At 71.1% G+C, this 15935-nt stretch carries 16 protein-coding genes; 12 read left to right on the top strand and 4 right to left on the bottom strand.

What is annotated here, in order from left to right; all coding sequences use genetic code 11:
• The first annotated feature begins 118 nt into the window (after positions 1 to 118).
• Together ABD899_RS18785 and mobA are read left to right on the top strand one after the other, a co-directional pair.
• The gene (locus ABD899_RS18785; RefSeq protein WP_345208905.1) at positions 119 to 1243 is read left to right on the top strand and encodes a N(5)-(carboxyethyl)ornithine synthase; all 1125 of its coding nucleotides are present in this window, start codon (positions 119 to 121) and stop codon (positions 1241 to 1243) included.
• A 260-nt stretch (positions 1244 to 1503) separates the two neighbouring features.
• Positions 1504 to 2100, top strand: a complete 597-nt coding sequence (mobA, locus tag ABD899_RS18780; RefSeq protein ID WP_345208895.1) for a molybdenum cofactor guanylyltransferase — start codon at positions 1504 to 1506, stop codon at positions 2098 to 2100.
• A gap of 52 nt (positions 2101 to 2152) precedes the next feature.
• On the opposite strand, the gene ABD899_RS18775 is transcribed toward mobA, so the two are convergent.
• Positions 2153 to 3550 carry an MFS transporter gene (locus ABD899_RS18775; protein ID WP_345208894.1) on the bottom strand — a complete coding sequence of 466 codons (1398 nt, stop codon included), beginning with the start codon at positions 3548 to 3550 and terminating at the stop codon, positions 2153 to 2155.
• A 43-nt stretch (positions 3551 to 3593) separates the two neighbouring features.
• Positions 3594 to 4955 (bottom strand): MFS transporter, encoded by a 1362-nt coding sequence (locus ABD899_RS18770; RefSeq protein WP_345208893.1) that lies wholly within the window; start codon positions 4953 to 4955, stop codon positions 3594 to 3596.
• A gap of 252 nt (positions 4956 to 5207) precedes the next feature.
• On the opposite strand from ABD899_RS18770, the gene ABD899_RS18765 reads away from it, so the two are divergent.
• The 9 genes from ABD899_RS18765 to ABD899_RS18725 all read left to right on the top strand — a co-directional run bounded on the left by ABD899_RS18765 (position 5208) and on the right by ABD899_RS18725 (position 14466).
• On the top strand, positions 5208 to 5972 hold the full coding sequence (locus ABD899_RS18765) for a helix-turn-helix transcriptional regulator (protein ID WP_345208892.1): 765 nt from the start codon (positions 5208 to 5210) through the stop codon (positions 5970 to 5972).
• Positions 5969 to 9667 carry a nitrate reductase subunit alpha gene (locus tag ABD899_RS18760; protein WP_345208891.1) on the top strand — a complete coding sequence of 1233 codons (3699 nt, stop codon included), beginning with the start codon at positions 5969 to 5971 and terminating at the stop codon, positions 9665 to 9667. The genes ABD899_RS18765 and ABD899_RS18760 overlap by 4 nt, the downstream gene beginning before the upstream one ends.
• 29 nt (positions 9668 to 9696) lie before the next feature.
• Positions 9697 to 11358 carry a nitrate reductase subunit beta gene (gene narH / locus ABD899_RS18755; protein ID WP_345208890.1) on the top strand — a complete coding sequence of 554 codons (1662 nt, stop codon included), beginning with the start codon at positions 9697 to 9699 and terminating at the stop codon, positions 11356 to 11358.
• Positions 11355 to 12074 carry a nitrate reductase molybdenum cofactor assembly chaperone gene (narJ, locus tag ABD899_RS18750; RefSeq protein WP_345208889.1) on the top strand — a complete coding sequence of 240 codons (720 nt, stop codon included), beginning with the start codon at positions 11355 to 11357 and terminating at the stop codon, positions 12072 to 12074. Before narH ends, narJ begins: the two co-directional genes overlap by 4 nt.
• The gene (gene narI, locus ABD899_RS18745) at positions 12071 to 12820 is read left to right on the top strand and encodes a respiratory nitrate reductase subunit gamma (RefSeq protein WP_345208888.1); all 750 of its coding nucleotides are present in this window, start codon (positions 12071 to 12073) and stop codon (positions 12818 to 12820) included. Before narJ ends, narI begins: the two co-directional genes overlap by 4 nt.
• Before the next feature lie 27 nt (positions 12821 to 12847).
• On the top strand, positions 12848 to 13120 hold the full coding sequence (locus ABD899_RS18740) for a DUF6457 domain-containing protein (RefSeq protein WP_345208887.1): 273 nt from the start codon (positions 12848 to 12850) through the stop codon (positions 13118 to 13120).
• A 19-nt stretch (positions 13121 to 13139) separates the two neighbouring features.
• Complete coding sequence (locus ABD899_RS18735) at positions 13140 to 13469, top strand: cupin domain-containing protein (protein WP_345208886.1); 330 nt, start codon at positions 13140 to 13142, stop codon at positions 13467 to 13469.
• Between the two features lie 164 nt (positions 13470 to 13633).
• Entirely contained in the window at positions 13634 to 13981 is a 348-nt protein-coding gene (locus ABD899_RS18730) for an ArsR/SmtB family transcription factor (RefSeq protein WP_345208885.1), read from the top strand.
• Positions 13978 to 14466, top strand: coding sequence for an SRPBCC family protein (locus ABD899_RS18725; RefSeq protein ID WP_345208884.1), 489 nt, complete (start codon positions 13978 to 13980; stop codon positions 14464 to 14466). Before ABD899_RS18730 ends, ABD899_RS18725 begins: the two co-directional genes overlap by 4 nt.
• Before the next feature lie 74 nt (positions 14467 to 14540).
• Here the strand turns inward: ABD899_RS18725 and ABD899_RS18720 are convergent, their stop codons facing one another.
• Positions 14541 to 14744 (bottom strand): hypothetical protein, encoded by a 204-nt coding sequence (locus ABD899_RS18720; RefSeq protein ID WP_345208883.1) that lies wholly within the window; start codon positions 14742 to 14744, stop codon positions 14541 to 14543.
• Between the two features lie 52 nt (positions 14745 to 14796).
• Here ABD899_RS18720 and ABD899_RS18715 point away from each other — a divergent pair, with 52 nt between their 5' ends.
• A complete protein-coding gene (locus tag ABD899_RS18715) occupies positions 14797 to 15486 on the top strand; it encodes a hypothetical protein (protein ID WP_345208882.1) in 690 nt (229 codons plus the stop codon).
• On the opposite strand, the gene ABD899_RS18710 is transcribed toward ABD899_RS18715, so the two are convergent.
• Complete coding sequence (locus ABD899_RS18710) at positions 15411 to 15815, bottom strand: hypothetical protein (RefSeq protein ID WP_345208881.1); 405 nt, start codon at positions 15813 to 15815, stop codon at positions 15411 to 15413. The genes ABD899_RS18715 and ABD899_RS18710 overlap by 76 nt on opposite strands.
• Positions 15816 to 15935: the final 120 nt, after the last annotated feature.

Below are 15935 nucleotides of genomic sequence, written 5' to 3'. Positions count from 1 at the left end.
CCGGCGTAGGGTGGCAGCACCGGACCGTAACCGCGCACGGGGCCCCGTCCCCCGTCCGCCTCCCCGATCGGACGCGACCGTGACGAGCCAGCCAGCACCCACCCTGTCCCTCGGTGTCATGGGGCGATCGCTCAAGGAGAACGAGCGGCGCCTCGCCCTCCACCCGCGCCACCTCGACCGCGTGCCCGCGGACCTGCGCGCCGGCATCCACCTCGAGACCGGCTACGGCGAGCGCTTCGGCGTGTCGGACGACGAGCTGCGCACCCTCGTCGCCGGGGTGCTGACCCGCGAGCAGCTCGTCGCCGAGTGCGACGTCATCCTGCAGCCCAAGCCGGTGCTCAGCGACATCGCCGCGCTGCGCGACGGGCAGGTGCTGTGGGGGTGGCCGCACTGCGTCCAGGACTCGGTGCTGACCCAGCACGCCGTCGACCAGCGCCTCACCCTCATCGCGTTCGAGGCGATGAACCACTGGGCCCGCGACGGCGCGTTCAACCTCCACGTCTTCCACATGAACAACGAGCTCGCCGGCTACTGCTCGGTGCTCCACGCGCTCCAGCTGTCCGGGGCGAGCGGGCACTTCGGGCCCCGGCTCCGCGCCGTCGTCATCGGGTTCGGTGCCACCGCCCGGGGCGCGGTCACCGCCCTCACCGGGCTCGGGGTCACCGAGGTCGACGTGCTGACCCACCGCCAGGTCGCGGCCGTGGCGGCCCCGATCCACTCGGCCCGGATCCTGCACTTCGAGGACGACGACGGGGTGGCCCCGGCGAGCCACGTCGCCCTGCCAGGGGGGCGGGTGCCGCTCGCCGGGTTCCTCGCCGAGCACGACGTCATCGTCAACTGCGTCCTGCAGGACACCGACGCCCCGCTCATGTTCCTCACCGACGACGACCTGCCGCTGCTCTCCCACGGCACGCTCGTCGTCGACGTCTCGTGCGACGAGGGGATGGGCTTCGCGTGGGCCCGGCCGACGACGTTCGAGGACCCGACCTTCGTCGTCGGCGACGGGGTGCTCCACTACGCCGTCGACCACAGCCCCTCGCACCTGTGGGCGTCGGCGACGTGGGAGATCAGCGAGGCGCTGCTGCCGTTCATCCGCTCGGTCATGGCCGGCCCGGCTGGCTGGGACGCCGACCCGACGATCCGGCGCGCCATCGAGATCCGCGAGGGGGTCATCCAGAACCCCGCGATCCTGTCGTTCCAGGGCCGCTCGCCGCACCACCCGCACCCGCCCGTCGCGACCTGACCTCCGCCTCGGGTGCCGACGTGGTCGTTCCCACAACCACGTCCGCACCCACGGCGAGGTCGGGGGCGGTGCGTATCGGGAGCGTGGCGCTCAGGGTCACACCCGGTGGCCGAGCTGCTCGGGGGATCGTGGCCCTCGCCGCTCGGCCGGGCGCTCGCCCTCGTCGCCGTGCCGGCGGTCTGGGCGGCCGACACCGCCCACAAGCTCGTCCGGGCCCGCCGCCGCGGGGGTGCCGTGGGACGGGGTCCACACTGGTGCCCATGGCCGGTGACGACGCACCCGAGACCGGTGACGACGCACCCGAGACCGGTGACGTCACCGTCGTCGTCCTCGCCGGCGGGCGGTCGGTGCGCTTCGGCTCCGACAAGCTCGCGGCGCCGCTCGCCGGGACGACGGTGCTCGACCACCTCCTCGCCGCGCTGCCCGGGTCGTGGCGCGTCGTCGCCGTGGGCGAGCCACGGGCCACGGGGCGCGAGGTCGCCTGGACGAGGGAGGACCCCCCGGGCGGGGGCCCGCTCGCCGGGGTCGCGGCCGGGGTCGCGGTCGTGCGCACGGGACTCGTCGCCGTCGTCGCGGGGGACATGCCGTATGCCGCCCCGGCCCTCGTCGCCCTGGCCGCCACCCTCGACGCGGCGCCACCCGGCATCCACGCCGCGGTCGGGACGGACGACGAGGGCGTCGCGAACCCGCTGCTCGCCGTGTACCGGGCCGCTGCCGTGCGCGACGCGCTGCCCCACCCGGCCCACGGACGTCCGGCGAAGACGCTGCTCGCGCTCGCCCACGTCGCGGTGCCGGTCCCGGGGGCGGCGTCGCGCGACGTCGACACCCCGCGCGACCTCGAGGACCTCACACCGTGAGTGCGGAGACGGCCGCCAGGGCAGCCGCGTCCGCACTCACGGCCGGGGAGGATCAGCCGGGCTTCGGGGCGCCCGGACGGGCGTAGCGCCACCACGTGATGCCCACGCACATGACCGCCCACGCGACGCCGATGGAGTAGAACGCGACCGGACCGAGGGTCGTGACCCCCATGCCGAAGAAGAACGGGCCGAAGGCCGCGATGGCGGCGGTCCAGCCGATGACGCCGCCGGCCTGGCGGCGCTCGAAGATCATCGGCATCTGCTTGAAGGTGGACGCGTTCCCGATGCCGGCGAAGAGGAAGATCGCGAGCATCCCGTAGAGGAACTGGTCGAAACCCGCCTCGAGCGCGGCCGCCGAGCTCGTGTCGGGCGTGAGCGCGGGGATCGTGTACGTGATCGAGGCGACGAGGCCGATGCCGGAGATGAGGGTCCAGATCGCACCGCCCATCCGGTCGGTGAGCGGGGAGAACCCGACGCGGGCCGCGGCACCGATGAGTGGGCCGAGGAAGACGTACTTCACGACGTCGGGGACGGCGTAGCCGGCGACGAGCACCGTCGCGGTCGCGCCCGTGCCCTCGACGATCTCGCTGTTGCCGTTGCCGTAGAGGTTGGCCATGAGGAGGCCGAACTGGGCGGCCAGGCCCGAGAACGTGCCGAAGGTCATGATGTAGAGGATCGTCATCCACCAGGTGTCCTGGTTGCCGAAGATGTCGAACTGCTGGCGGATGTTCGCCTTGATCGGCACCGACTTCAGCATGGTCCAGGCGAGGATCGCGCCGACCACCATGAGCGGGATCCACACGAAGGCCGCGTTCTGGTACCAGACCTCGACCGGGGGCTTGCCGGGGACGGTCATCTGCTGGCTGCCGCCGAAGATCGCGAGCGCCGAGATGGCGATGAGGTACGGGGTGAGCAGCTGCACGAGGGAGACGCCGAAGTTGCCGAGCCCCGCCTGGAGGCCGAGCGCGGTGCCCTGCATGCGCCGGGGGAAGAAGTACGAGGTGCTCGGCATGAAGCCGGAGAACGCGCCGCCGCCGATGCCGGCGAGGAACGCGAGCACCATGAGCTCCCAGTACGGGGCCGTCGGCGACTGGACGCGCACGCCCCACCCGAGGGTGGAGGCGATGAGCAGCAGGCTGGTCAGGGACACCATCTTGCGGGTGCCGAGGATCGGGGGCAGCACCATCCACACGAGCCGCAGGAGGCCGGCGGCCAGGCCGGGCATGGCCGCCATCCAGTAGAGCTGGCTCTTGGAGAAGTCGTACCCGAGGGCGTTGAGCTTGGGGATGATCGCGCTCGGGAGGAACCACGCGACGAAGGCGAGGGTGAGGCAGAACGTCGTGACCCACAGGGTGCGCCAGGCGAGGGACTTGTCCCACGTCTGTTCGTTCTCGGGGTCCCAGGACTCCAGCCACTCGCCCTTGCGGGCCGGTGCGGGGGCGGTGCTCATGGCGGTCTCTCTCCTTCAGGGCCGGGTGGCCGGTGGCATGGGGTCAGCGGGACACCGGGGCGGTGTCCGGGGACTCGAGGTGTCGGGCGAGGTCGGGCGACTCGTGGTGGAGCATGTGGACGACGGTCCAGTGCATCCACAGGAAGCAGGCCGCGGTGAGCAGGAACAGGACGAAGAACGTCGAGCTCGGGAAGCCCGACCACTCCTTGGTGTAGGCGAACAGCGGCGGGAGGAAGAAGCCGCCGAGGCCGCCGAACATCCCGACCAGGCCCCCCACCGAGCCGACGTTGTCGGGGAAGTACTCGGGGATGTGCTTGTAGACGGCGGCCTTGCCGACGCCCATCGCGCAGCCGAGGACGAAGACGAGGAACGCGAACGGCGCGATGCCGATGGCGTAGGCGAGGTGCTCGCTCTCGGTGCCGTCGGCCTGGGCGATGACGAGGTGGCCGTTGGGCATCATGAGGATGCCGGTGGTCAGGGTCATGACGCCGAACGTCCAGTACATGACCCGGCGGGCGCCGTAGCGGTCGGAGAACCAGCCGCCGACGGGTCGCAGCAGGGACGCGGGGAAGATGAAGGTGGCGGTGAGCAGGGCGGCGGTCTGCAGCTGGACGTCGTAGTTGTCGACGTAGTACTTGGGCAGCCACGCGGCGAGCGCGACGTAGGCCCCGAAGACGGCGGCGTAGTAGAGGCTGAACCGCCAGACCCGCACGTGCTTGAGCGGGGCGAGCATCTCGCGCATCGGCTTGCCCTCGCCGCCCTTCCTGTCGTGTCGCGGGACGATGACGAAGGTGAGGATCGCGACGACGACGAGGGCCACGGTGTAGAACGCGGGGAAGATTCGCCAGCCACCGGGGAAGATGCCCAGGTACATGGCGCCGGTCGTACTGACGATGATGGTCGGCAGGAGGACGACGAGCAGCTTGGTGACCGAGGCGCCGACGTTTCCGGCGCCGAAGACACCGAGCGCGAACCCTTGCCGCTCCTTGGGGAACCACGCGGCGTTCCACGCGATCCCGACGCTGAACAGGTTGCCGGCGAAGCCGACGAGGAACGCCAGCACGAGCAGGGGGAGGTACTCGGTGACCTGGGTGATGAAGAAGCAGGGGATCGCGGTGAGCAGGAGCATCGAGATCGTGACGATGCGCCCGCCGATGCGGTCGGTGAGCATGCCGGCGGGCAGGCGCCACAGCGAGCCGTTGAGCACGGCGACCGCGGAGATCCAGGCCAGCTCGGGGTCACTGAGGCCGAGCTCCTTCTGGATCGGCACGCCGAGGATGCCGAACATGAGCCACACGGCGAACATGAGCGTGAACGCGAGGGTCGACATCGTGAGGACGCGCTTGGCGCCGCTCGACACGGTCACGTGGGCGGGCGCCTCGACGGGCTCGGTCAGCTGGGTCATGCCCATGCCTCCATTTGGATGAATCTGCTCATCTAAATATGTCGAACAGGACGGTAGTGATCCCGCAAAGGGCCCGCCAGTGAGGTCAGCCTAACGACTACGACGCTCCGTCGTACACCCGAATCGAGCGCGATGTCAACGACATATGCCGCAACTCACCGAGCAGGACGGATCGTGCCCCCCGGCTCCCGCTCGCGGTCTGGATGTGGTTCGATGGGGAGGAACCCTTTCCTTCATATCCGGGGAGGCACGTTGACCGCCGTCGCGGACCACGGCACGGCCGCGCTGCTCGCGTCCCCCGTGCGCCGGCGGCTCCTCGACGTCCTGGCGAACGAGGCGCTGCGGGGTGCCGAGCCGGCCGGCCTCAGCGCCGCCGAGCTGGCCCTGAGCGTCGGGCTGCACGTCACGACGGTCCGCTTCCACCTCGACCAGCTCGTCGCCGCGGGGCTCGTCGAGGCGGCCTTCCAGCGGCTGGGCGGTGCGGGCCGGCCGCGCAAGGTCTACACGGTGGCCCCCGGCTCGCTCGCCGACGTCGACGCCGCCGGCGAGCTCGACTCCCTCCGCCTGCTCAGCGGGCTGCTGGCCGACGCCCTGTCCCCCGGGGGCACGGGGCGCACCCCGACCCCCGTCGAGGTGGGGCGACGCTGGGCCCGGCAGCACGTTCCGGGCGATGCCGACGAGGCGCCCGCCGACACCCCGGGCCGGTGGCTGAGCAAGGTCGGCCGGATGATCGACGTCCTCCAGCAGTGGGGGTACACCCCCGAGCTCACGACGACCGACGGCGGGCGCACGGCGAACGTGCGGCTGGCGCACTGCCCCTTCCTCGACCTCGCCCGGTCGAACACCGCCGTCGTCTGCGGCATCCACCGCGGCCTCATCGCGGGCTCGCTCGAGCAGTTCGGCGAGACCGACGCCGAGGTCGGGCTCGAGCCGTTCGTCGACCCCACGACCTGCGTCGCCCACGTGACGACGAGGACCCCGTTCCGCAGCACCACGACCCCGAAGGAGCCCGCATGAGCGCCACCCCCGGACTCGACGGCCCCCTGACCGACGCGCTCGTCGGCACCCGGCGCTTCTTCACCCGCTCGGAGGTGTCGCAGGACAAGCGGTCCATCCACGCCCAGGGCGGCCGGGCCGGGGACGCCTTCTACCGCGACCGGTGGTCGCACGACAAGGTCGTGCGCAGCACCCACGGCGTGAACTGCACGGGCTCGTGCTCGTGGAAGGTCTACGTCAAGGACGGCATCATCACCTGGGAGGCGCAGCAGACCGACTACCCCTCCACGGGTGCCGACCGGCCCGAGTACGAGCCCCGCGGCTGCCCGCGTGGTGCGGCCTTCAGCTGGTACACCTACTCCCCGACGCGGGTCCGCTACCCCTACGTGCGTGGGGTGCTGCTCGAGATGTTCCGCGAGGCGAAGCGGGCGGTCGGGGGCGACCCCGTCGTCGCGTGGGCGTCGGTCGTCCAGGACCCCGAGAAGGCGCGTCGCTACAAGTCGGCCCGCGGCAAGGGTGGGCTCGTGCGCTCGACGTGGGACGAGGTCGTCGAGATCATCGCCGCCGCCCACGTCTACACCGTCAAGCGCTGGGGCCCGGACCGGATCGCCGGCTTCTCGCCCATCCCGGCGATGTCCCCGGTGTCGTACGCGTCGGGCGCCCGCTTCCTCGAGCTCGTCGGCGCGCCGATGCTCTCGTTCTACGACTGGTACGCCGACCTCCCGAACGCCTCGCCGCAGATGTTCGGCGACCAGACCGACGTTCCCGAGTCGGGTGACTGGTGGGATGCCGGCTACCTCATCATGTGGGGCTCGAACGTGCCGATGACCCGCACCCCCGACGCGCACTGGATGACCGAGGCGCGCTACCGCGGCCAGAAGGTCGTCGCCGTCTCCCCGGACTACGCCGAGAACGTCAAGTTCGCCGACGAGTGGGTCGCGGCCGCCCCCGGCACCGACGGGGCGCTCGCGATGGCGATGGGCCACGTCATCCTCAAGGAGTTCTTCGTCGACCAGCAGGTCGAGTTCTTCACCCGGTACAACCAGCAGTTCACCGACCTGCCGTTCCTCGTCGCGCTCGAGGGCGAGGGCGAGGGCGAGGGCGACGACCTGCGCCCGGGCAAGTACCTCGTCGCCGGCGACCTCGACGTCCCGGAGAGCAGCTCCGAGAACGCGATGTGGAAGCCGGCCGTGCTCGACGCCCGCACCGGCGAGGTCGCCATCCCCAACGGGTCGATCGGCTTCCGCTACGGCGAGGAGGGCTGGGGCAGGTGGAACCTCGACCTCGGCGACATCGACCCGCTGCTCACCCTGCACGGCACGGCCACCGAGACCGCACAGGTCGCCCTGCCGCGCTTCGACGCCCTCGACGGCAAGGTCGCCCACGTCACCCGCGGGGTGCCGGTGCGGCGGGTCGGGGGCCGCCTCGTGACGACCGTGCTCGACCTCATGCTCGCCCACTACGGCGTGCACCGCGCCGGGATGCCGGGCACGTGGCCGGCCGGCTACGACGACCCGAGCACCCCGGCGACGCCCGCCTGGCAGGAGGAGATCACCTCCGTGCCGGCCGAGCAGGTCGTGCGGCTGGCCCGCGAGTGGGCGCAGAACGCCATCGACACCGGTGGCCGCGGGATGATCCTCATGGGCGCGGGGACGAACCACTGGTTCCACTCCGACCAGATCTACCGCGCGATGCTCGTGCTCACCTCCATCACGGGCTGCCAGGGCCGCAACGGCGGCGGGTGGGCGCACTACGTCGGCCAGGAGAAGATCCGGCCGATCATGGGCTTCCAGCACATGGCGTTCGCGCTCGACTGGCAGCGCCCGCCGCGGCACATGAACCAGACCGCGTACTGGTACGTCAACACGAGCCAGTACCGCTACGACACCTTCACGGCCGACGACGTCGACGCCGGCACCGGCGTCTTCGCGGGCAAGGGCGTCATGGACCTGCTCGCCCAGTCGGTGCGCCTGGGCTGGACGCCGAGCTACCCGACGTTCAACCGCAGCAGCCTCGCGCTCGCGGACGAGGCGGATGCCGCGGGGCTGGACCCCGTGGCCCACGTCGTCGACCAGCTCAGGTCCGGCGCCCTCAAGTTCGCCGTCGAGGACCCCGAGGCCGAGGAGAACCACCCCCGCATCCTCAGCCTCTGGCGGGCCAACCTGCTCGGGTCGAGCGCCAAGGGCAACGAGTACTTCCTCAAGCACCTGCTCGGCACCGACAACGCGGTCACCGCGGAGCAGGCCCCGCCCGAGAAGCGGCCGGCCGGCATCGAGTGGCCCGAGGAGGTGCCCGAGGGCAAGCTCGACCTGCTCATGACGATCGACTTCCGGATGACGAGCTCGACGCTCTTCTCGGACGTCGTGCTGCCGGCGGCCACGTGGTACGAGAAGCACGACATCAACACGACCGACATGCACCCGTTCGTGCACTCGTTCAACCCGGCCATCGCGCCGCCGTGGCAGTCCAAGACGGACTGGGAGGCGTGGAAGGCGGTCGCGAAGAGGTTCTCCGAGCTCGCCGTCGACCACCTCGGCACCCGGCGCGACGTCATCGCGAAGCCGCTCTGGCACGACACCCCCGAGGCGATGGCCACCGTGCACGGCGTCGTCAAGGACTGGCGCACCGGCGAGGTGGAGCCGGTGCCGGGCAAGACCCTGCCGGTGCTCGTCGTCGCCGAGCGGGACTACACCGCCGTCTACGACAAGATGACCTCGATCGGCCCGCTCATGGAGAAGGTCGGCATGCTCACCAAGGGCGTGCCCTACGACGTCACCCGTGAGGTCGACATCCTGCGGCACCGCAACGGGGTCGCCCACGGTGGAGCCGGCGACGGCCAGCCCCGGCTCGACACCGACATCCACGTCGCCGACGCGATCCTGCACCTGTCCGGCACGACGAACGGCCACCTCGCGACCCACGGGTTCAAGAACGTCGAGAAGCGCACCGGCACACCGCTGCACGACCTCGCGGCCGAGCACGAGGGCAAGCAGATCACCTTCGCCGACACCCAGGTGGCACCCGTGCCGGTCATCACCTCGCCCGAGTGGTCGGGCTCGGAGAGCGGCGGCCGACGCTACGCACCGTTCACGATCAACATCGAGCGGCTCAAGCCCTTCCACACGCTCACCGGGCGCCAGCAGTTCTACCTCGACCACGACTGGATCCTCGGGATGGGAGAGGCCCTGCCGGTGTACCGACCCCCGCTCAACATGACCGAGCTGTTCGGCGAGACCGCGATCGGCGAGCAGAACGCCCTCGGGGTGTCGGTCCGCTACCTCACGCCGCACAACAAGTGGTCGATCCACAGCGAGTACCAGGACAACCTCTTCATGCTCAGCCTCTCCCGCGGGGGCCAGACGATCTGGCTGTCCGACGTCGACGCCGAGAAGATCGGGGTCCGCGACAACGACTGGATCGAGGCGGTCAACCGCAACGGTGTCGTCGCGGCCCGGGCCATCGTCTCGCACCGGATGCCCGAGGGCACCGTCTACATGCACCACGCCCAGGACCGGCTCATCGACGTGCCGCTCACCGAGACGCACGGGCGGCGCGGCGGCATCCACAACTCCCTCACCCGGATCATGCTCAAGCCGAGCCACATCATCGGCGGCTACGCGCAGCTCGCCTACTTCTTCAACTACATCGGGCCGACGGGCAACAACCGCGACGAGGTCACGATGATCCGCAAGCGGACCGCCCCGGTCGAGTACTGACCCCCGACGACGAGAGAAGGCGACACGACATGCGCGTCATGGCTCAGATGGCGATGGTCATGAACCTCGACAAGTGCATCGGGTGCCACACCTGCTCGGTCACGTGCAAGCAGGCGTGGACCAACCGCGCGGGCACCGAGTACGTCTGGTTCAACAACGTCGAGACCCGTCCCGGGCTGGGGTACCCACGCGGCTACGAGGACCAGGACGAGTGGAAGGGCGGCTGGGTCATGCGCAACGGCCGGCTGCGCCTGCGCGCCGGCGGCCGGCTGCGCAAGCTGCTCACGATCTTCAGCAACCCGAAGATGCCGTCGATCCAGGACTACTACGAGCCCTGGACCTACGACTACGAGACGCTGCTCAACGCCCCGGCGCAGAAGAACTTCCCCGTCGCCCGGCCGCACTCGCTCATCTCGGGCAAGCCGATCAACGTCTCGTGGAGCGCCAACTGGGACGACGACCTCGGCGGCTCGCGCGAGCACGCGGCGAAGGACGTCATGCTCAAGGGCATCGAGGACAAGGTGCGCTTCGAGTTCGAGCGCACCTTCATGTTCTACCTGCCGAGGATCTGCGAGCACTGCCTCAACCCGTCGTGCGCGGCGTCGTGCCCGAGCGGGGCGATCTACAAGCGCGAGGAGGACGGCATCGTCCTCGTCGACCAGGACCGCTGCCGCGGCTGGCGGATGTGCATCACCGGCTGCCCGTACAAGAAGGTCTACTTCAACCACAAGACCGGCAAGGCCGAGAAGTGCACGTTCTGCTACCCGAGGGTCGAGGTCGGCATCCCGACGGTGTGCTCCGAGACGTGCGTCGGCCGGCTGCGCTACATCGGCCTCGTCCTCTACGACGCCGACAAGGTGCTCGAGGCGGCGACCGCGACGAACGACACCGACCTCTACGAGTCCCAGCTCGGCGTCTTCCTCGACCCCGAGGACCCGCAGGTGCGGCGCGAGGCGGAGGCCGCCGGCATCCCGGGTGACTGGGTCGAGGCCGCCCGGCGCAGCCCCGTCAAGCGGCTCATCATGGACTACAAGGTCGCTCTGCCGCTGCACCCGGAGTACCGCACGATGCCGATGGTCTGGTACATCCCGCCGCTGTCGCCGGTCGTCGACGTCATCAAGGACACCGGGTACGACGCCGAGGACGTCGACAACCTCTTCGGGGCCATCGACACGCTGCGGATCCCCGTCGAGTACCTCGCCAACCTGTTCACGGCCGGTGACGTCGAGCCGGTCAACGGGGTGCTCAAGAAGCTCGCGGCGATGCGCTCGTACATGCGCGACATCAACCTCGGGCGCGACCCCCGCGACGAGATCCCGGCGGCGGTCGGGATGGAGGGCGAGGACATGTACGAGATGTTCCGCCTCCTCGCCCTGGCCAAGTACGACGAGCGCTACGTCATCCCCACGGCGCACGCCGAGCAGGCCCACGCCCTCGAGGAGCTCGCCACCGAGTGCGCCGTCTCGGAGTACGGCGGCGGGCAGGAGATCTTCGGCGAGGGCTCGGGCGGCGCGCCCACCCCGGTCGCGATCGAGAGCTTCCGGGTGCTCCAGCAGGCCCAGTCGGCCGACACGATGGACGGCCTCCCGGCCGACAACCCGATGCGCGGGCGGGTCAACCTCCTCAACTGGGACGGGCGGGGGATGCCGCCGGGCATGTTCCCGGGGTCGGACGAGAAGGCGGACCGATGAGGTGGCGGCGGCACCGCGACGAGGAGCCCGCCACCGACCCGCAGGCGCTCGCCGCGACGTGGCAGGTCGTCTCGCTCCTGCTCGACTACCCCGACGACGTCCTCCTCGAGCGGGTGCCCATGCTCCGCGAGGTCGTCGACGGCCTGCCCGACCCCCAGCGCCTGCCGCTCACCGAGTTCCTCGACACGCTCGAGCACGGTGACCTCGGCGCGCTCCAGCGCGACTACGTCGACACCTTCGACGTGACCCGCAAGTGCTCGCTGCACCTCACGTACTTCGCGCAGGGCGACACCCGCCGCCGCGGGGTGGCCCTCGTCGAGTTCAAGCAGGCCTACCGCCGGGCCGGTGTCGAGTTCGACACCGACGTCGAGCTGCCCGACCACCTCAGCGTCGTCCTCGAGTTCGGGGCGCTCCACGACCAGCACACCGCCTGGCACCTGCTCACCCGCCACCGCGTGGGCATCGAGGTGCTGCGGGCCGGGCTCGCGCAGCGTGGCTCGCCGTGGCTGCCGGTCGTCGAGGCGCTGCGCTCGACGCTCCCGGTGCTCGACGGCGACGACGAGGAGGCCCTGCTGCGGCTCGTCGCCGAGGGCCCGCCCCAGGAGGAGGTCGGCCTCGAGCCCTACGCCGTCGACCCCCGGCTCAACCCCCGACCCGAACCCGCCGACACGACCGCGCTGCTCGGCCCGACCATCCCCGTAGGAGCCCCCCGATGACCACGTTCCTGTGGGTGATCGTCCCGTACGTCTGCCTCGCCGTGTTCGTCGTGGGGCACGTCTGGCGCTACCGCTACGACAAGTTCGGCTGGACGACCCGGTCCAGCCAGCTCTACGAGGACCGCCTGCTGCGCATCGGCAGCCCGCTCTTCCACTTCGGCATGCTCGGGGTCGTCATGGGGCACGTCATCGGCCTCATCGTCCCCCAGGTGTGGACGAACGCCCTCGGCGTGAGCGCGCACACGTACCACATCATCGCGCTGGCGGGCGGCATCCCGGCGGGCATCGCCGCGGTCGCCGGGCTCGTCATCCTCGTCTACCGTCGGCGCACGACCGGCCCGGTGTTCAAGGCGACGACCGTCAACGACAAGGCCATGTACGCCGTGCTCGGTACCGTCATCCTCCTCGGCATGTGGAACACCGTCGCAGGGAGCCTTTTGCAGTTCGGCGGCGAGTACAACTACCGCGAGGGCGTCAGCGTCTGGTTCCGCAGCATCTTCGCGCTCCAGCCGCAGCCCGAGCTCATGGCCGAGGCACCGATCGGCTTCCAGCTGCACGCACTCCTCGCGTTCATCCTCTTCGCGATGTGGCCGTTCACCCGGCTCGTCCACGTGTTCTCCGCGCCCCTCGGCTACGTCACCCGCCCCTACCTCGTCTACCGCTCGAAGGACGAGCGTCCCGGGCGGGGGTCGGGCAACCGTGCGCCGCAGCGCGGCTGGGAGAAGCCCGAGCTGACGAAGAAGTGACCCGGTGACTGACCCACGGAGGACCGGATGACCGACCTCGCCGCCGCCGAGCAGCAGTGGCACGCCTGGATCGTCGACGCCTGCACCGCGCTCGACGTCGACCCGGACGCCGTCGACGTGACCGGCATCCATGCGCTGACCAAGGACATCGCGCACGGGTTCGCGCGCCCGATGGCCCCGGTCGGCTCCTACATCCTCGGGGTCGCGGTCGGGGCCCGTGCCGCGCGGGGCGAGGCCGTGGACGTCGCCGCCCTCGCGGCGGCGATGCGGGCGACCTTCCCGGCATCCACCCCCGCCTGACCCCACCGAAAGGCACGCCATGGACGGCATCTCGCTCACCACCCTCGCCGACGAGCAGCTCGAGGCCGCCCGACAGGGCCAGAGTGCCAGGGCTGCGCGCACGATCCACGGCGGCCACGACCGGGTGCTGCGCGAGACCGTCATCGCACTCCTGGCCGGGCACGAGCTGTCCGAGCACGAGAGCCCTGGGGAGGCGACGCTCCAGGTGCTGCGCGGGCGGGTTCGGCTGGACGCCGAGCCGAACACGTGGGAGGGGTCGGCCGGTGACCACGTCGTCGTCCCGGCCCAGCGGCACACCGTGAGCGCCCTGGAGGACGCCGTCGTGCTCCTCACGGTCGTCAAGCCCTAGCGGTACCGCGGTACCCAAACCCCAGACCCGAACCGGGTCCTGCCCTGCGGTGCATCCGGCCTCGAGTGCGGAACCGGCTGCTCGGACGACCACGTCCGCAGTCATCGCGGACACTCGAGAGTAATCAACTTGACAGTTGATCAAGCGGGATGTTGAATAAGGGGATGTCGGACGAGACGGTGAACCTGGGCTTCGCGGCCCTCGCCGACCCGGTCCGGCGGGCGATCATCGCGCGCCTCAGCCGAGGCCCGGCCACGGTGAACGAGATCGCCGAGCCCTTCGAGATCTCCCTCCAGGCGGTGTCGAAGCACATCCAGGTCCTCGAGCACGCGGGCCTGGTCACCCGGACGCGGGAGGCTCAGCGCCGCCCGGTCCACCTCAACCCCGACGCGCTCGAGGCACTCACCGCGTGGATCGACGGCTACCGGCTGCTGCACGAGCAGCGCTTCCGCCGACTCGACGCGTTGCTCGCGCCCGACGCGACGCCCGCACCACGCAAGGAGCCATCATGAGCAACAGCCTCCACCTCGACATCCCGCGCGGCGTGCCGTGGATCGACTTCACCCGTGAGTTCGACGCACCCGTCGCCGCCGTCTTCGAGGCCCACCGCGACCCCGACAAGGTGCGCCAGTGGCTGGGCCCGCACGGCTACGAGATGGCCATCGACCGGTGGGACTTCACCACCGGCGGGGGGTACGCCTACACGCACACGGGCGAGCACGGCACGTTCGGTTTCCGCGGGGTGTTCCACACCGTCCGGGAGAACGAGTTCGCCCTCCAGACCTTCGAGTTCGACGGCGCGCCCGACGAGGTAGCCCTGGAGTTCATGTGGTTCGAGGACCTCGGCGACGGCCGCACCCGCCTGCGCGGCCGCAGCATCGGGCGCACCGTCGAGGGTCGCGACGCGATGGTCGAGTCCGGGATGGAGACCGGGATGGCCGAAGGCTACGACCGCCTCGAGGCCCTCGCTGCCGGGGCCGGGGCCGGGGCCGGCTGACCGCCGGCCGCCCATACCCGGGCGGCAGCAGGCCCGCGGTCGACCACCGAGCGCGGCCTACGGCGTACCGGAGATCAGCGGTCGCCGGAGGTGCCGGCGGGCTCCGAGCCCTGCGGTCCTCCGGCCGCCCCGAGGCGCTGCTGGAGCCGGTCGCGCACCTCGTCGGGGGTGTAGGCGCGACGCTCCCGTTCGTTTCGGGCGACGAGCGCACCCGTCGCGACGACGCCGACGAGGCTGGCCAGGCCGACGATCTTCCAGGCGCGGTTCGAGGCGGGCATGGCAGCCACGATAGCCACCCGCACACAGGCCGGGTGTGGGCAGACTGGGGCCATGGCGCGCATGACGAGCACCGTCCCGTTCGAGGAGGCCGTGGAGGCCACCCGCACGGGCGACCTGTGGATCTTCCGCGGGGGCACGGTGGCCGACCGGGTCATCCAGACCGCGAGCAACGCCCCCGTGAACCACGTCGGGATGGCCGTCGTCCTCGACGACCTGCCGCCGCTCATGTGGCACGCCGAGCTCGGCCGCTCGCTGCGCGACCACTGGACCGGCGACCACCACCGGGGCGTCCAGCTGCACGACCTGCGCGAGTCCGTCTCGACGTGGCAGGTGCGCTACCGCCAGCGGGCGTGGGTACGCCAGCTCACCCCCGAGGTCGACCGTGAGCAGGAGGACGCGCTGCTGCGCACCATCGCCCGGCTCGACGGCGTCTCCTTCCCCACGACGATGGGGATGGCGTGGCGCTGGCTGCGGGGGCGCGACGGCCACCTCTCGCGTCGGGCCGCCCGGGAGAAGGGGGTGCGGCCCGAGGCGGCCTACTGCGCGGAGGTCGTCGGGGTGACGCTCGAGGAGATGGGCATCCTGCACGACGACGTGCCGATGAACTGGTACGACCCGGGGCGGTTCTGGAGCGGTGACCAGTTGCCGCTGCGCCCGGGCTGGTCCTACGGCGTCGAGGTCGAGGTCGAGGTCGGGGTGGAGGGCGAGGTGGAGGCCGAGGTCGAGCGGGCGTCGCGCTGACGCCGCACCCACGGCACCCCCACCGCGATGATCCCGAGCGCCAGCACTCCGGCTGCTGCAAGCCCACCCCAGGCGACCGACCAGGCGACGATCGCGACGCCCTCCCACAACAGGTTGGAGAAGACGAGCTCGGGCCGAACCGCGGCCGACACCCAGGCGCCGGCGACGAACGCGAGGGACGTGAGCACCATGAGGCCGACGGTGATGCCGGCCGAGCGCGCCACGCTCGCGGCGCCCGGCGCCTCGAGCGGCCCCTCGTCGCCGGAGTCGACCCGGTGGGCGAAGGTCTCGAACACGTCCGGGACCGGGCGCGGGGGGCGGCGACGCATGACCGAGAGCATAGGGTTCCCCGTGCGCCGTGACGAGGAGGGAGCGGCGCCCTCGCGCGTCGTGGGGGCCCAGGTGGCTGCCCCGGCAACCGTTTCCGCACCCAACGCGAGCTGCCGGGG

The organism is Fodinibacter luteus (genome assembly GCF_039541575.1).
GTDB lineage: Bacteria > Actinomycetota > Actinomycetes > Actinomycetales > Dermatophilaceae > Fodinibacter > Fodinibacter luteus.
This window is presented reverse-complemented; position numbering and strand designations above follow the sequence as displayed.

What these genes read in the sequence shown, in the direction of transcription:
- ABD899_RS18785 (WP_345208905.1), top strand. Translation starts at nt 119, where the DNA reads ATGGGGCGATCGCTCAAGGAGAACGAGCGGCGCCTCGCCCTCCACCCG.
- mobA (WP_345208895.1), top strand. Translation starts at nt 1,504, where the DNA reads ATGGCCGGTGACGACGCACCCGAGACCGGTGACGACGCACCCGAGACC.
- ABD899_RS18775 (WP_345208894.1), bottom strand. Translation starts at nt 3,550, where the DNA reads ATGAGCACCGCCCCCGCACCGGCCCGCAAGGGCGAGTGGCTGGAGTCC.
- ABD899_RS18770 (WP_345208893.1), bottom strand. Translation starts at nt 4,955, where the DNA reads ATGACCCAGCTGACCGAGCCCGTCGAGGCGCCCGCCCACGTGACCGTG.
- ABD899_RS18760 (WP_345208891.1), top strand. Translation starts at nt 5,969, where the DNA reads ATGAGCGCCACCCCCGGACTCGACGGCCCCCTGACCGACGCGCTCGTC.
- narH (WP_345208890.1), top strand. Translation starts at nt 9,697, where the DNA reads ATGCGCGTCATGGCTCAGATGGCGATGGTCATGAACCTCGACAAGTGC.
- narJ (WP_345208889.1), top strand. Translation starts at nt 11,355, where the DNA reads ATGAGGTGGCGGCGGCACCGCGACGAGGAGCCCGCCACCGACCCGCAG.
- narI (WP_345208888.1), top strand. Translation starts at nt 12,071, where the DNA reads ATGACCACGTTCCTGTGGGTGATCGTCCCGTACGTCTGCCTCGCCGTG.
- ABD899_RS18740 (WP_345208887.1), top strand. Translation starts at nt 12,848, where the DNA reads ATGACCGACCTCGCCGCCGCCGAGCAGCAGTGGCACGCCTGGATCGTC.
- ABD899_RS18735 (WP_345208886.1), top strand. Translation starts at nt 13,140, where the DNA reads ATGGACGGCATCTCGCTCACCACCCTCGCCGACGAGCAGCTCGAGGCC.
- ABD899_RS18730 (WP_345208885.1), top strand. Translation starts at nt 13,634, where the DNA reads ATGTCGGACGAGACGGTGAACCTGGGCTTCGCGGCCCTCGCCGACCCG.
- ABD899_RS18725 (WP_345208884.1), top strand. Translation starts at nt 13,978, where the DNA reads ATGAGCAACAGCCTCCACCTCGACATCCCGCGCGGCGTGCCGTGGATC.
- ABD899_RS18720 (WP_345208883.1), bottom strand. Translation starts at nt 14,744, where the DNA reads ATGCCCGCCTCGAACCGCGCCTGGAAGATCGTCGGCCTGGCCAGCCTC.
- ABD899_RS18715 (WP_345208882.1), top strand. Translation starts at nt 14,797, where the DNA reads ATGGCGCGCATGACGAGCACCGTCCCGTTCGAGGAGGCCGTGGAGGCC.
- ABD899_RS18710 (WP_345208881.1), bottom strand. Translation starts at nt 15,815, where the DNA reads ATGCGTCGCCGCCCCCCGCGCCCGGTCCCGGACGTGTTCGAGACCTTC.